This is a genomic window from Azospirillum oryzae, from assembly GCF_008364795.1.
GTDB classification, from domain to species: domain Bacteria; phylum Pseudomonadota; class Alphaproteobacteria; order Azospirillales; family Azospirillaceae; genus Azospirillum; species Azospirillum oryzae.
Map to the genome: position 1 here is coordinate 13,460 of NZ_VTTM01000012.1, position 14,898 is coordinate 28,357.

At 68.9% G+C, this 14,898-nt stretch carries 13 protein-coding genes; 5 read left to right on the forward strand and 8 right to left on the reverse strand.

Features of this window, described 5'->3' with window-relative positions; translation table 11 throughout:
- Positions 1–4 precede the first annotated feature (4 nt).
- Positions 5–1,018, forward strand: coding sequence for an inorganic phosphate transporter (locus FZ938_RS24680; protein ID WP_149201069.1), 1,014 nt, complete (start codon positions 5–7; stop codon positions 1,016–1,018).
- A 131-nt stretch (positions 1,019–1,149) separates the two neighbouring features.
- Positions 1,150–1,485, forward strand: a complete 336-nt coding sequence (locus FZ938_RS24685; protein WP_149201070.1) for a hypothetical protein — start codon at positions 1,150–1,152, stop codon at positions 1,483–1,485.
- Between the two features lie 21 nt (positions 1,486–1,506).
- On the opposite strand, the gene FZ938_RS24690 is transcribed toward FZ938_RS24685, so the two are convergent.
- From FZ938_RS24690 to rimO, 5 genes are all read right to left on the reverse strand, one after another.
- On the reverse strand, positions 1,507–4,272 hold the full coding sequence (locus FZ938_RS24690) for a response regulator (protein ID WP_149201071.1): 2,766 nt from the start codon (positions 4,270–4,272) through the stop codon (positions 1,507–1,509).
- 174 nt (positions 4,273–4,446) lie between these two features.
- Positions 4,447–4,698: a hypothetical protein gene (locus FZ938_RS24695; protein ID WP_109076199.1), complete on the reverse strand. Its 252-nt coding sequence runs from the start codon at positions 4,696–4,698 to the stop codon at positions 4,447–4,449.
- A gap of 133 nt (positions 4,699–4,831) precedes the next feature.
- On the reverse strand, positions 4,832–4,999 hold the full coding sequence (locus tag FZ938_RS30710; RefSeq protein WP_174757095.1) for a hypothetical protein: 168 nt from the start codon (positions 4,997–4,999) through the stop codon (positions 4,832–4,834).
- Between the two features lie 80 nt (positions 5,000–5,079).
- The gene (locus tag FZ938_RS24700) at positions 5,080–5,427 is read right to left on the reverse strand and encodes an HNH endonuclease (RefSeq protein WP_149201072.1); all 348 of its coding nucleotides are present in this window, start codon (positions 5,425–5,427) and stop codon (positions 5,080–5,082) included.
- A gap of 25 nt (positions 5,428–5,452) precedes the next feature.
- Positions 5,453–6,772, reverse strand: a complete 1,320-nt coding sequence (rimO, locus tag FZ938_RS24705; RefSeq protein ID WP_149201189.1) for a 30S ribosomal protein S12 methylthiotransferase RimO — start codon at positions 6,770–6,772, stop codon at positions 5,453–5,455.
- A 467-nt stretch (positions 6,773–7,239) separates the two neighbouring features.
- Here rimO and FZ938_RS24710 point away from each other — a divergent pair, with 467 nt between their 5' ends.
- Positions 7,240–7,692, forward strand: coding sequence for a MarR family winged helix-turn-helix transcriptional regulator (locus FZ938_RS24710; protein WP_149201073.1), 453 nt, complete (start codon positions 7,240–7,242; stop codon positions 7,690–7,692).
- A 55-nt stretch (positions 7,693–7,747) separates the two neighbouring features.
- On the opposite strand, the gene FZ938_RS24715 is transcribed toward FZ938_RS24710, so the two are convergent.
- The 3 genes from FZ938_RS24715 to dnaE are packed head-to-tail and all read right to left on the reverse strand — an operon-like array spanning position 7,748 to position 13,091.
- Positions 7,748–8,704 carry an acetyltransferase domain-containing protein gene (locus tag FZ938_RS24715; protein ID WP_149201074.1) on the reverse strand — a complete coding sequence of 319 codons (957 nt, stop codon included), beginning with the start codon at positions 8,702–8,704 and terminating at the stop codon, positions 7,748–7,750.
- A complete protein-coding gene (locus tag FZ938_RS24720) occupies positions 8,701–9,603 on the reverse strand; it encodes a hypothetical protein (RefSeq protein ID WP_149201075.1) in 903 nt (300 codons plus the stop codon). The genes FZ938_RS24715 and FZ938_RS24720 overlap by 4 nt, the downstream gene beginning before the upstream one ends.
- Positions 9,600–13,091, reverse strand: coding sequence for a DNA polymerase III subunit alpha (dnaE, locus tag FZ938_RS24725; RefSeq protein WP_149201076.1), 3,492 nt, complete (start codon positions 13,089–13,091; stop codon positions 9,600–9,602). Before dnaE ends, FZ938_RS24720 begins: the two co-directional genes overlap by 4 nt.
- Positions 13,092–13,226: 135 nt before the next feature.
- Between dnaE and FZ938_RS24730 the strand changes: the two genes are divergently transcribed.
- Positions 13,227–13,883, forward strand: coding sequence for a hypothetical protein (locus FZ938_RS24730; RefSeq protein ID WP_149201077.1), 657 nt, complete (start codon positions 13,227–13,229; stop codon positions 13,881–13,883).
- Between the two features lie 96 nt (positions 13,884–13,979).
- Positions 13,980–14,861, forward strand: a complete 882-nt coding sequence (locus tag FZ938_RS24735; RefSeq protein WP_149201078.1) for an EamA family transporter — start codon at positions 13,980–13,982, stop codon at positions 14,859–14,861.
- Positions 14,862–14,898: the final 37 nt, after the last annotated feature.

Below are 14,898 nucleotides of genomic sequence, written 5' to 3' on the forward strand. Positions count from 1 at the left end.
GTCGATGGAGGCCCTGCAACTCGGTCTGCCGGCGATCGTCGTCATCGTCTTCGTGGCGCTCGCCTTCGACTTCATCAATGGCCTGCACGACGCGGCGAACTCCATCGCCACCGTGGTGTCGACCCGCGTGCTGTCGCCCAAGCTGGCGGTCCTGTGGGCGGCCTTCTTCAACTTCATCGCCTTCCTGTTCTTCGGCCTGCATGTCGCCACCACCATCGGCACCGGGCTGGTCGATCCGCTGGTGATGGACCCGGCGGTGATCCTGGCGGCGCTGGTCGGCGCCATCGGCTGGAATCTCATCACCTGGTGGCTGGGTCTGCCGTCCTCCTCCTCGCACGCGCTGGTCGGCGGCATCGCCGGGGCGGGCATCGCCAAGGCGGGGTTCGGCGCCATCGTCGCCAGCGGCTTCACCAAGACGGCGGTCGCCATCGTTCTGTCGCCGGGCATCGGCCTGCTGCTGGCGCTGCTGCTGATGCTGGTGGTGTCCTGGGTTCTGCGCCGCGCCGCGCCCTTCACGGTCGACCGGCAGTTCCGCCACCTCCAGCTGGTTTCGGCGGCGCTCTACAGCCTGGGCCATGGCGGCAACGACGCGCAGAAGACGATGGGAATCATCGCCGTGCTGCTGTTCAGCCAGGGCATGCTGGGCGATACCTTCCACGTTCCCTTCTGGGTCATCATCGCCTGTCAGGTCGCGATGGGGCTGGGCACGATGATGGGCGGCTGGCGCATCGTCCGCACCATGGGGTCGCGCATCACCGACCTGAAGCCGTATCAGGGCTTCTGCGCCGAGACGGCGGGCGCCATCACGCTGTTCGGCGCGACGTGGCTGGGCATTCCGGTGTCGACCACCCACACCATCACCGGCGCCATCGTCGGCGTCGGCTCCGCCCGCCGCACCTCGGCGGTCCGCTGGGGGCTGGCGGGGCGAATCGTCTGGGCCTGGGTGCTGACGATTCCCGCCTCCGGCATCGTCGCCTGGCTGTCCTACCTGCTGGTCGCCGCCGTGCTGCGCCCGTAAGGGCGCCTTTCCGGGGGGAGAACGCCCGCAGAACGATGGGGCGAAAGGATAAGCCCTTCGTGATGCAGCGCGGCCTTGACCCGCAAGGGCGGTAACGGCAGGATCGGTGCGGTGGAGACAGGATACCGGTCATGCCGCATATCGAACGCACCGATCAAGGTGAGCAGTATGTGTTTCCCGGCACCGAACGCCGGACGGTCCCCGGCTTGCCCTATGCGGCGGAAGCCGACGGCCAGCTGACCCTGCATTTCTACGCCCCGCCCGACAAATCCGAACGCCGCCCGCGCCCGACCTCGGCGCGCGCGCTGTCGTCCACGCCCCTGCCGGTGACGGCGCTGCCGGCCAATGCGGCGATGGCCCCCGCGATGGCACAGGCGCAGACGGCGCCGGCGGCGACCGACTCCGCGCCGCAAAGCCTGTTCGGCCGCCGGCTCGCCCATTTTCCGCGGGTGTTCGACCAACCCTGAGCGGTGGACGCCCGACCGGTCTCAGGCGGTGCCGGTGCGGCTCCGCGTGGCGTCCAGAGTGCGGGTGACTTGGCGCAGCAGGACCTCGCGGTCATAGGGCTTGCCGACGTGCCCGTTCATCCCGGCCTCGCGGCAATCCCGCCGTTCCTCCTCGGACGAACCCGCGGTCAGCGCCAGGATCGGCAGGTCGCCGCGCGGCGGCGGCATCGCGCGGATGGTGCGGCTCGCCTCCAGCCCATCCATCCCCGGCATCTGCACGTCCATCAGCACGAGGTCGTAGTCGCCGGCTTCCACCGCCTCCACCGCCGCGGCACCGTCGGCCACCAGATCGATGGCGTAACCGCTGTCGCGGAACAGGGCTGCCAGCAGTTCACGGTTGATCGCAAGATCCTCGGCGATCAGCAGGCGCGGCGGCCCCGGGGAGCGTTCGGGGGAGCGCTCGGTGGTATGGACGGCGGGACGGGCTGCGGGGGACGGGGAGGGCAGACCGGCGGCCGTTGCCGGGCGTGCGGCTCCTCCGTCTTGCCGGGCGGCGATGCGGGCGAGCTGCCGGCGCAGGTCGTCGATGGCGAAGGGCTTGGCGATCATCGCGACGTCGGGGCCGAAGGCGGACGGGGTGCCGGCGGCATGGGCGGCGAAGCCGGAGGCCAGCAGCACCGGCAGGCCGGGGCGCATGCGGGCGGCGTGCCGCGCCAGCTCCGTCCCGTCCATGCCCGGCGGCATGACGACGTCGCTCAGCAGCAGGTCCAGCGGCTCATGCCCGTCGAGCACCACCAGCGCCTCGTTGGCGTTGGCCGCCGCGATCACCCGATGCCCCCAGCCGCGCAGCAGCCCGGCCACCATGTCGCGCACCGTCGGGTCGTCGTCCACCAGCAGGACCGACAGCGGCCCGGAAAACGGCGGCCAGGACGGAACGGGGGCCGGAGCGGGAGGTGCCGGGGCAGAATCCAGGATAAAGTCCGGTGCGGCGGCCGGCCCGACCGGCGGCGTCCCCGCCTCCTTGGGGGCCGACTCCGCCGCCAGCAGGCGGCTCGCCGGCAGGCGCACCGTCACCGTGGTGCCGACGCCCAGCGTGCTGCGCAGAGAAAGGGTGCCGCCATGCAGTTCGACCAGCCGCTTGGTCAGGGGCAGGCCCAACCCGGCGCCCTCCACCTCGCGGCTGGCGGCGTTCCCGGCACGGGCGAAGGGCTCCAGCACGCGGTCGATGTCCTCGGCCGGGATGCCGAGCCCGGTGTCGATGACGCGGATCACCGGCGCGCCGTCGTCCAGGGCGGCGGACAGCGTCACCGACCCGCCCGACGGCGTGTATTTCACCGCGTTGGCGATCAGGTTCAGCAGGATCTGTCGGATGCGGCGGTCGTCGCCGTGCAGGTTGCGCACCGCCGGCTCCACCACCGCCGACAGCAGCACGCCGGCGTGTTCGGCCCGCGGGGTCAGCATGCGGACGGCGAAATCGGCGGCATCGTCCAGGTCGCAGGGGCCCTCTTCGAGCGTCAGCGCCCCGGCTTCCGCCCGCGCATGGTCGAGGATCTCGTTGATCAGCTCCAGCACATGCTGGCCGGAATCGCGGACATTGGCGGCATATTGCCGGTATGAGGGCGTGCCGACCGGCCCTTCCGCCTCGCGGGCGATCAGGTCGGAGAAGCCGATCACCGCGTTCAGCGGCGTGCGCAGCTCGTGGCTCAGACCCGCCAGGAACTCGCCCTTGTCACGGTTGGCGGCCTCGGCGGCCCGGCGCGCGGTCTCCGCCATGTCGCGGGCCTGATCCAGTTCGGCGACGAGCCGCGCGGTCTCGTCGCGCTCGGCGCTGGTCCGCTCCACGGCGCTGCGCGCCTCGGCCAGGGCCACCTGCGCCTTGCGCTCGCGGTCGAGGTAGCGCAGGCCCCAGCCCAGCATCGCCAGGATCGCCAGCAGCCCGACGGCGGTCTCCAGCACCGTGTGCAGGGTGCGGGTGCGCCAGTCGGCCATCGCCTCGTCCCGGCCGATGCCGGTCAGCACCACCAGACCATAATCGCGCACCGTCCGGTAGGCGGCGATGCGCGACACCCCGTCCAGCACCGACTGCAGCAGCAATTGGCCTGCCGGCGCCTCGCGCAGCTTCGACTGGAACAGCAGCCCGGCGGCCACCGATCTGCCGACCGACTCCCCGGTGGCCGGGCGGCGGGCGATGACCTCGCCGGCCGGGCCATAGACGCCGATCAGCGGATCGAACTCGACCCCCAGCAGGGCGTAGAAATCGGTCAGCGAGTCCACCCGGATCGTGGCCGACGCCATCCCGACGAAACGCCCTTCATCGTCATACAGGGGACGCGAGACCGGGAAGACCGGCGGCTGGCCGGCGCCGCGGACGGCCTGCGCCGCACCGACATGCAGGCGCGCGCCGCCGCGCAGGGCCGCCAGCCCGGCCGGATCGGCGAAGTCGGCGATGCGGTTGGGAAAGCTGGCCGATTCCAGGACGGCCCGGCCGTCGGCGTCATAGATCCAGATGGCGTCGGCGCCCTCGAGCTGGGCGGCATATTCGCGCAGCCGGGTCCAATGCTTCAGGTCGCGCACCTTCTGCGGGCCGCCGGCCTCCGCCACCATCGCCGCGGTCTGGTCGAGCGCCACGTCGGCAGTGCGCACCGTGCGGTGGACATGGTCGTCGACCAGCCGGGCCATGTCCCGGACCATGGCGAAGCGGCGCTGCAGCGTGTCCTGGTAATCGTGGTAGATCCGGTGGCCCGCATTGCCCGCCAACGCGGCCAGCACCACGACCATCACCAGCGCGCCCCGTAGGAAGCGTCCCACGAATCCCCCTTCTTATGCCGTCTTCATGTGCCGCCTTCTTGTGGCGATGCGCGACGCGGCCCGAACAATGCTTCAGGCTCAAACTATCACGAATCCGGGCGGCCCGATGCGGGATTCGACCGGACGGCCCCTCGGGGTTTGTCCTGATGGCCCGCCGCTTTTCGGAAGGATCGGTCAGGCTTCCTGGACGGTTTCGATCTCCGACAGGTCGGACAGGCGGCGGGCCAGACGTTCGGTGCAGCGGATTTCGAGGATGCCGAAGCCGGCGTTGGGGGCGATGGTGTGCAGGTCGCCGGCCATGCCGTTCTCGCTGGCCAGCCGCCGCACCCGCTCCACCATCGCGTCGCGTTCCGGCCGCCCCGGGCGCAAACCCGGCAGCGGGCGGGTGAAGTGGAGCTTGTAGCGCTTGAAGATCGAAGGGGCCATCAGGTCACGGGTGCGAAGTGGGGGCGGTCACGAGGGGAGTCGGGTCCCTGGATGCCGTCCCCCGGATCTCGCACAGGCCGGCGGTGCGACGCCAGCCTGAAAAGGCCCCATGCCGGACACTTGTTTCGGTCGCTTACTTCTTGGGTTCGACGTTTTCGGCGCCGGCGCGGGTGCCGCCGAAGCGGTCGGCGCCCTTGGCGTCGGGGGCGTCCGGCTTCTTGTGGTTGCCGGTGTTCTGCTCGCCGTCGGTGTGGCGGACGGTCTGTTCGGTGTGGGGCTGCTTGTTCTGCTGGCCGGTCATCGGTTGGGTCTCCCTTATATAAGGTGTCCCCCCTTAACCGGATCGGCCCGCTTTGGTTTCGGTCGTGGTTGCGGTTGACCTCAGCTTTGCCGGGCGATGGCCTGCGCCAGCGCCATCCACCGCTCCTCCTCCTCCGCCCCCTCATCGGCGTCTCGCAGCGCGCGCAAGGGGGGCCAGACGCCGAGCCGGCTGGAGCGGCGCAGCGCGATGAAGCGGTCGAGTTCCTCCGCGGTCGGCAGCCGGTCGTCCTTGCGCTGGTTGCAGCGGCGGTGCGCCAGCACGACGTTGGCCGGATCGTCGATCCCGCCATAGGCCTGGGGGATCAGGTGGTCGAAGGTGGCCTTCGCCCCCACCGGCCCGTCGCAGAAGAAGCAGCGCCCGCCCTGCTGGACGTCCATCAGCCTGGCATCGTCCGGCGTCACGGGCATGGCGCTCTCCAGTCTGTCGGCAGGGTTAGAGGTCGCGTTCGACGCTGCCCCACAGGTCGTATTCGTCGGCATGCTCGATGGTGACGTCGACCATGTCGCCCGGCTTCAGGCCGGTCTCGCCGTTCAGGAAGACGTTGCCGTCGATCTCCGGCGCGTCGGCGTAGGAGCGGCCGATGGCGCCGTCCTCGTCGACCTCGTCGATCAGCACGCCCAGCGTATAGCCGACCTTCTGCTGGAGCCGCTCGGCGCTGATCGCCTTCTGCGTCTCCATGAAGCGCTCCCAACGCTCCTGCTTGACCTCTTCCGGGACGGCGCCGGGCAGGTCGTTGGCGGCGGCGCCCTCCACCGGCTCGTACTTGAAGCAGCCGACGCGGTCGAGCTGGGCCTCCTTCAGCCAGTCCAGCATGAACTGGAAGTCCTCCTCCGTCTCGCCGGGGAAGCCGGTGATGAAGGTGGAGCGCAGGACCAGATGCGGGCACTCGTCACGCCACTTGCGGATGCGGTCCAGCTGCTTTTCCTGGGCGGCCGGGCGGCGCATCGCCTTCAAGACGGTGGGCGAGGCATGCTGGAACGGGATGTCGAGATAGGGGAGGATCCTGCCCTCCGCCATCAGCGGAATGACCTCGTCAACATGCGGGTAGGGATAGACGTAGTGCAGGCGGACCCACAGGTCGAAATTCGCCAGCTCGTTGCACAGGTCGAAGAAGCGGGTGCGGACCTCGCGGTCGTACCATTTCTCCGTCTTGTACTTCACGTCGACGCCGTAGGCGCTGGTGTCCTGCGAGATGACCAGCAGTTCCTTGACGCCGGCGACCGCCAGCTTCTCCGCCTCGCGCAGGACCGAATGAATCGGCCGGCTGACCAGATCGCCGCGCAGGGACGGGATGATGCAGAAGCTGCAGCGGTTGTTGCAGCCTTCGGATATCTTCAGATAGGCGTAGTGGCGCGGGGTCAGCCGCAGCCCTTCCGGCGGCACCAGATCGGTGAAGGGGTTGTGCGTCGGCGGCACCGCGTCATGCACCGCGCTGACCACCTGTTCATACTGGTGGGGACCGGTGACGGCCAGCACGTCGGGGTGGATTTGCCGGATCATGTCCGATTCCACGCCCATGCAGCCGGTGACGATGACCCGCCCGTTCTCCTTGATCGCCTCGCCGATGGCGTCCAGCGACTCCTTCTTGGCGCTGTCGAGGAAGCCGCAGGTGTTGACCAGAACGACGTCAGCGCCGTCGTAGCTGGGAGAGATCTCGTACCCCTCCGCGCGCAGGCGCGTGAGGATGCGCTCTGAGTCGACGAGCGCCTTGGGGCAGCCGAGGCTGACGATGCCGACCTTCGGGGCGCCCATGGTCTGGGCGGCGGCCGGCGATGCGGACTTCGGAACGGGGGATGTGGTCATCGCGCGCGTATACCGCCGAATCGAAGATTACGCCAGTGAAACATGGCAGCAGAGCGCGTGGGCATGGCCGATATGCTGATTTCGCCTGAGTTTGCCTGGAGTTTTCCGGCCTCCGGCCCTTTTGCCGGGCGCAAAGCAATGCGACAATTTGCAACAAAAAGATGAAGTGTTCGATGTTTCGTTTTTTGTTCTACCACGCTAATATACGTGGTGGTGTCATGATCGATGTGGCTGCCGCCTTACCGCGATAGCCGCCTGCCTTTTGGTACAGCCATCGTATAGCCACTAAACTTTGTAGAGTGGAACAAATGGACTTTGCAAAAGTGCGCGGCGTTTCTGCGGGCCGGATGGCGATGCGGAACAACGGGGCACCCATCGGTGCCGGCGCCACGGGAGCCGGATCCATCGGAGTGGCCATGGACTTCACCGAACCGGATCATGCCGGCGGCGCGTCGCCGCAGGCAATCGCCGATGTCATGCTTCAGATCGCCCACATCGCCGACAGCCTTGGTTATACCCACGGATTGAAGCCGTCGCAGTGGACGGCGCTGCGCTATTTCGCCGGTGCCAACAACAGCCAGCGCACGGTGTCGGCCTTCGCCGACTTCCACGCCACCACCCGCGGGGCCGCCTCGCAGATGGTGGAGGTGCTGGTGGGCAAGGAGCTGCTGGTCCGCGTGCCGGTTCCGGAGGACCGCCGCGTCACCCAGCTGCACCCGACGCCGAAGGCGCTGGAACTGCTGCGCCACGACCCGCTGAACGACTTCGCCGACGTCATCGCCGGGTTGCCGGGCGACGACCAGTACAAGCTGGCCGAGACGCTGACCAGCCTGCTGCGCGGCCTGCTGGAGAAGCGGCAGTCCGTCTGACTCGGGGCCGTCTGATCCAGGGCCGTCGGAACCGGGGCCGATCCGACCGCTGCCGTCAGGGCTTGCGACAGGCGGCGACCGCAGCCTCAAGGCCACGCTGATCGCGCTCGCTGAGGCGGTTGGCGACGAATCCCTCCCACACTCCGTTCCGCACCAGTTCCGACTGCACGCAGCGGCAATTGGCGGTGCAGGTCGCCGACGACACCCCGGCGCGCTCGCAACTCGACACGCAGGCCGCCTGGAAATCGCGTGCGGCAGGCGTCTCCACCGGCGACAGCTGCGCCGCGGCCCAGGCGATGCCGAACAGCAGCGGCTGGTGCAGCAGATAGACCGCAAGGCTGTGCCGCCCAGCCCATGCCAGAAGCCGTCCGCCGCCGCCGGTCACCTCCACGCCCTCGCCCATCGCCGGCCACAGGCGCGCCAGCCCGATTCCGGCCAGAACGCCGCCGATCCAGGGCAGCAGCGGGACGAAGTCGTTGGAGTCCGGCGCCACCGTGGTCAGCCCGATCCAGCGCAGCCACGGGCTGTCGAACAGCGGGAGGCTTTGCGTCGTCCCGATCAGCACAGCAACCGCCGCCGTCGCCAGGGTCACGGCGGCCGGCAGGCGGACGAAGGCAAGGCCGATGACGCTCGCCACCGCGATGTGGTGCAGCACGCCGAAGAAGATCGGGCTGTCGGGGAACAGGGCGTAGGACGCCGCCGAAACCGCCGCGGCCCCGGCCGCCACCCGTCCCAGCCGGCGCAGGAAGCGCCCCGGATCGAGCCCGTCGCGGGTCGCCAGCACCAGCCCGATGCCGGCCAGCAGCAGGAAGCTGGACAGGATCACGGCGCGCGCCGCCAGCCACAGCGGATCGCCCAGCAAATCGAAGCGGGCGAGCCCGAAATAGGTGGCGTCCCAGCTGCCGTGATAGGCCGCCATCGCGACCAGCGCCAGCCCGCGCGCCACGTCGATGGCCGGACGGCGGGAGCCCCGCGCAAGGTCCTGTGCCGGCGCGATGCCGATTGCCGTCATGATCCGGTCATCCCCACCCCGAAAATCCAACCCTCTCGCCGCCGCGCGGTGTCGTCCAGTCCCGGCGGCGTCCAGGCTGCCGCCTTTGCCGCGAGCCGGCGAAGGCCGGCGGCCGACACCAGCGCGTCGCTGTCATGGTCGCTGACCATACCGGACCGCCGCAAAGGGTGCGAGCCCAGCCGGCGCAGCGCCTCGTCCATTTCTGCGCCGTCGCGGATCTTGCGCTGGCCGAAGCCGGTGTGTTTCAGGAACAGGCGCGGGTAGATCTCCACCATCACGCTTGTCCCCGGCGCCGGATCCTCGAAGGGCCAGACCGCCAGCCGGCCGGGCAGGGCGGTGCGCAGCGCGCGCAGCACCCGCATGCCGGCCAGCGCGCCCTTGCCGACCTGCTTTGACCCGATCAGCTTGTAGGGGCTCTGCGGGTGACCCAGCCCGTCGGCGCGGCAGGCCCATTCGGTGGCGCGGTGCGGGTCCTCGTACCAGTCCGGCTGCGGCCCGCCATGCCAGAAGCCCAGCCCGTGCAGCGGATGGCTGGCGAAGGGGCCGCCGCTGAAGTCCGGCTCTCCGGCGCAGACCTCCTCCACCGCGTCCCACAGGTCGAAGACCGTCGCCTGCCGGCCGGGAAAGCCGCGCGCCGCCACCGCGAAGGGCAGGGAGAAGGCGCAGTCGATGCCGACCAATGTTGGTCCGACCGGGGCCGGTTCGCGCGCCAGTTCCGCGCGCAGCCAGTCGAACACCGCCGTCCGCGACCACCAGCCGCCGGGACCCTCGACCAGCCTGGGGGCGGCGTCGCCCGTCCCGCACTCCGCCACCGCGATGCCGGCATAGCGTTTGCCGCGGGCGCCGGACCAGTCGATGGCGATAAAGCGGCCGAAGGCGGGTGCCGCCGCTTTGCTCACAGTTCCGCCACCTCCACCACGCCCGGCACCGCCTTCAGGGCCGAACGGCTCTGCGCGGTGATGGTGTAGCTGCCGGGAAGTTCGATCTCGATTTCCTTCAGCGGGTCGACCTCCACCAGCACGTTGATGCGGCTCTTGCCGCGCGACAGCCGGTCGAGCGTGGCGCGCAGATGCTCGATCGGGCCGGGGTCGCGCAGCACGACGCGCAGGCCGGCGCTGACCGAGGCGACGGCCTCCTCCAGCGGCTTGATCTCCTGGCAGGTCAGGCGGACCTCCTCGCCGTTCAATTGGGCGTCCACCGTCATCAGCACCGGGCTATTAGGCTCAAGCATGGCGCGGTTAGCCGCCAGCACCTCCGAGAACAGCATCACCTCATAGCTGCCAGTGGTGTCCGACAGCTCGACGAAGGCGAAGCGGTTGCCAGACTTGGCGGTCTTCTCCTTCTTCGAGACGATGATGCCGGCCATCTTGTAGCGGGTGGAGCCGCCCTTCGCGATGGCGGTCTGGAGTTCGGCCGAACGCACCACCTTCATGCGGCCCAGCGGGCCGGAATAGGCATCTAGAGGGTGAGCCGACAGATGGAAGCCGATGGCGCCGAACTCGTGGTTCAGCTTTTCTAGCTGTTCCCATTCCTTAACTTTGGGCAGTCTTGGTTCCGGAAGGCCGCCCTCCCCGCGGCCGAAGAGGTTATCAGTGCCACCCGCGCGCTCAGCGGCCTCGGTTTGAGCATAGCTAATGATGCTTTCGAGTGCGGCATGGACTTGGGCGCGGTTGGGGTTCAGCCCATCGAAGGCACCGGCGCAAGTGAGATTCTCAAGCTGGCGCTTGTTGATGGTTTTCAGATCGAGCCGGCGGGCGAAGTCGAACAGGCTCCTGAACGGACCGTTCTTCCGTCGCTCCTCCACCACCGCCTTCATTGCGGGCAGGCCGACGCCCTTGACGGCGGCGAGCGCGTAACGCACCGCCTTGGTGCCGTCGGGCAGCTGTTCCACCCCGAAGATGGAGTCGGATCTGTTGATGTCCGGACTCAGCAGCTTAATTCGAAGCCGCAACAGCTCCTGGCGGAAGATGTTCAGTTTGTCGGTGTTGCCGAGGTCGAGCGTCATCGACGCCGCCATGAACTCCACCGGATGGTTCGCCTTCAGATAGGCGGTGTGATAGGCGACCAGGGCGTAGGCGGCGGCGTGGGACTTGTTGAAGCCGTAGCCGGCGAACTTCATGACCTGATCGAAGATCATGCTGGCCAGATCGGCCTTGACGCCGCGCGCCTCCGCGCCGTCGCAGAAGATCTTGCGCTGGTTGTCCATCTCCTCCTTGATCTTCTTGCCCATGGCGCGGCGCAGAAGATCGGCGCCGCCCAGCGAATAGCCGGACAGCACCTGGGCGATCTGCATGACCTGTTCCTGGTAGATCATGATCCCGAAGGTCTCCTTCAGGATGCCTTCCAGGCTGTCATGCATGTAGTCGGCTTTTTCCTCGCCGTTCTTCACCCGGATGTATTTCGGGATGTTGTCCATCGGGCCGGGACGGTAGAGCGACACCAGCGCGATGATGTCCTCCAGCCGGTTCGGCTTCAGCCGGCGCAGAACGTCGCGCATGCCCGAGCTTTCCAGCTGGAACACGCCGGTCGCCTCGGCCCGGCTGAGCAGCTGGTAGCTCTTCTCGTCGTCCAGCGGAACGGTGGTCAGGTCCGGCTTCTCGGGGATCAGATCCACCGCCGTCTTCAGCACGGTCAGCGTCTTCAATCCCAGGAAGTCGAACTTCACCAGACCGGCCTGTTCGACATACTTCATGTTGAACTGGGTGACCGGCATGTCGGAGCGCGGGTCTCGGTACAGCGGCACCAGCTCCTGCAGCGGCCGGTCGGCGATCACCACGCCGGCGGCGTGGGTCGAGGCGTGGCGGTAGAGCCCTTCCAGCTTCAGCGCGATGTCGATCAGATGGCGCACGGTGTCGTCGCTGTCGCGTGCCTGCCGCAGCATCTCCTCGCTGTCCAGCGCCTGCTGCAAGGTCACCGGGTTGGCCGGGTTGTTCGGCACCATCTTGCAGATCTTGTCGACCTGCCCGTAGGGCATCTGCAGCACGCGGCCTACGTCGCGCAGCACGGCTCTCGCCTGCAGCTTACCGAAGGTGATGATCTGGGCGACGCGGTCGTAGCCGTACTTGTTCTGGACGTAGCGGATGACCTCTTCGCGGCGGTCCTGGCAGAAGTCGATGTCGAAGTCGGGCATCGACACGCGTTCGGGGTTCAGGAAACGCTCGAACAGCAGGCCGAAGCGCAGCGGGTCGAGGTCGGTGATGGTCAGGGCCCAGGCGACGACGGAGCCGGCACCCGAACCGCGGCCGGGGCCGACGGGGATGTCGTGGTTCTTCGCCCATTTGATGAAGTCCGACACGATCAGGAAGTAGCCGGGGAACTTCATCTTGACGATGACGTCCAGCTCGAACTCAAGCCGCTCGAAATAGGTCTTGCGGGTTTCCTCGCGCTGTTCCGGCGTCATGTCGGGGGTGAAGACGACCTTCTCCAGCCGCATCTCCAGGCCGGCGCGCGACTGGGCGCGCAACTCGTCATCCTCGGTGCGGCCGCCTTCGCAGGCGAACGGCGGCAGGATCGGCTTGATCGGCTTCAGCAGGAAGGAGCAGCGCCGGGCGATGGCCACCGTGTTGTCCACCGCCTCCGGCAGGTCGGCGAACAGCAGCCGCATCTCCTCCGCCGACTTGAAGCGGTGGTCGGGGGTCAGGCGGCGGCGGTCCTCCTGGCTGAGATAGGCGCCCTCGGCGATGCAGAGCAGCGCGTCGTGCGCCTCGTACATGTCCGCGGTGGCGAAATAGCAGTCGTTGGTGGCGACCAGCGGCAGGCCGTGGGCATAGGCGAGGTCGATCAGCGCCGGCTCGACGGCGTTCTCCACCGTGGCGAAATGGCCGCGCCCGCCCTCGTGCCGCTGCAGCTCGACATAGAGGCGGCCGGGGAAGAGGCGTTTCAGCTTTTGCAGCACCTCCAGCGCCAGATCCTTCTGCCCCTCGTGCAGCAGCCGTCCGATGGAGCCGCCGGGGCCGCCGGTCAGCGCGATCAGCCCGGCGGACCGCCCCTCCAGCGCGTCCAGCGTCACCTGCGGGCCGGCCAGCGGGTCCGACTCCAGGAAGGCCTTGGACACCAGCGCCGTCAGGTTGCGGTAACCCTCCTCGTTCTGGCAGAGCAGGACGAGCTGGTCGGGGGTGGCCGCCGCCTTGCCGGGCAAGCCGGGCTTCGTCTGGGCGGGACCGACGCGGGTGATGCCCAGCACGGTGCCGATGATCGGCTGCACGCCGGCATCGGATGCCGCCAGCGCGAATTCCAGCGCGCCGAACAGGTTGCCGGTGTCGGTGACCGCGACGGCCGGCATCTGCTGTTTCAGGCAGAGCTTGACCAGCTCCTTCACCTTGATGGCGCCTTCCGACAGCGAATAGGCGGAATGCACGCGCAGGTGGATGAAGTCGGCGTGGGGCATGGCAACCGGGGGCTTGCTGCGACAGGGCCCCTGGTTCTAGCACAGCCGAAACCATTCCCGCGACCGTCGCGCGGGGGCATGCGAACGTGGTATGGAAGTCGCCGCATCATGATCAGGGATGGGGAGGACGCCGCGATGGATCGGCCGCACCTTGCACCCGTCGTCCGACTGCGGCCGGCCTTCAGGGACCGCCGCGCCGTCCGGGCGGCGACGCCTTCGACCCTGCTGACCGGGGCCCTGCTGGCCGGCTTGGCGCTGGCGCTTTCCGCCTGCGAGACCGTGCCGCCGCCGCCGGCGGCAGCGCCGCCCGCCGCCGGGCTGGAGGACGGGCCGGCCAAGCCCTTCGGTTCCGGCAAGGGTTGGACCGTCACCATCCACACGCCGACGAACGGCAAGCGTTTCTGCGTCGCGGAGCGCGGGATCCCGGTCGGGCAGAACGCCGCGCCGCGCCTGACCTTCCGCACCGCCTCCACCGAATCGGGCTTCATCCTGTCGGGCTTCACCCCGTCGGACAGTGGGGCCGTGGTGAAGCCCGGCGAACGTTACGACCTGACCGTCAGCCCCGATCTGGGAACGCGCCTGTCGCTGAGCGCCCGCGGCCTGCCGAACGGCAGCCTCTATGTCGCCGTGCCGACCAAGGGCTTTCTGGAGGAAATGGAGCCGCTGGCCCGCGCCCACCGCGTCAGCTTCCGCAGCACCGGCCTTGGTGAACTCGGCACGATGCTGCTGGCGGGATCGTCCTGGGCGATCAACGCGTCGGACGAATGCCGGATCCTGCACGCGGATTCGTGACGCCTGCCCTTGGTTGCGGGGCGCAGGTCAGCCACGCGGGAAGCGCGCCCCGCATCCGATTGACCGCCGCCGCAGCGCCCGTTTAGCCTCCCCATCATGCGTGCTTCCCACATCCTGCTCGCCGTGGCGGTTGCCGCCGTCTGGGGCTTCAACTTCGTCGCGATCAAGGTCGGATTGCGCGATTTCCCGCCGCTTCTCTTCTCCTGCCTGCGCTTCGCGCTGGCGGCGCTGCCGGTGGTGGTGCTGGGCTGGGGCAAGGGGCCGCCGGTGCCCTGGCGCTATGTGATCGGCATCGGCGTGATGCTGGGCGTGGTGAAGTTCCCGCTGCTGTTCCTGGGCATCGACGTCGGCATGCCGGCGGGGCTCGCCTCGCTGGTGCTGCAGGCGCAGGCCTTCTTCACCGCCATCTTCGCCGCCTTCGTGCTGGGCGACCGGCCGGGGCCGCGGCAGATCGGCGGCATGGTGGTCGCCTTCGCCGGCGTCGGGCTGATCGCGCTGGAGATGCCGGCGGGCGACTCGCTGCTCGGCCTCGGGCTGACGCTGGCCGCGGCGGCGGCCTGGGGCGTGTCGAACATCGTGATGAAGCAGGCCAAGGCGCCGGACCTGTTCAGCCTGATGGTCTGGGTCAGCCTGATCCCGCCGCTGCCGCTGCTGGCGATGTCGCTGGCGCTGGAGGGGCCGGAGCGCATCCTTCACGCCTTCACCACGCTGACGCTGGTCGGGGTCGGCTCGCTGGTCTACATCGCGGCGGCGGCGACGCTGTTCGGCTTCGCCGCCTGGGGCTTCCTGATGCGCCATTACCCGGCCAGCCTGGTCGCCCCCTTCTCGCTGCTGGTGCCGATCTTCGGCATGAGTTCCAGCGCGCTGCTGCTGGGCGAGACCTTCACCGCGGCGAAGCTGGCCGGCGGGCTGCTGGTCTTCGCCGGTCTGGCGCTGTCGGTCCTGAAGCTGCCGTCCCCGCTGCGGGCGCGGGCCTGACCGCCGCGATCCGTCGCCGGTCGGCGGCCCGGAAACC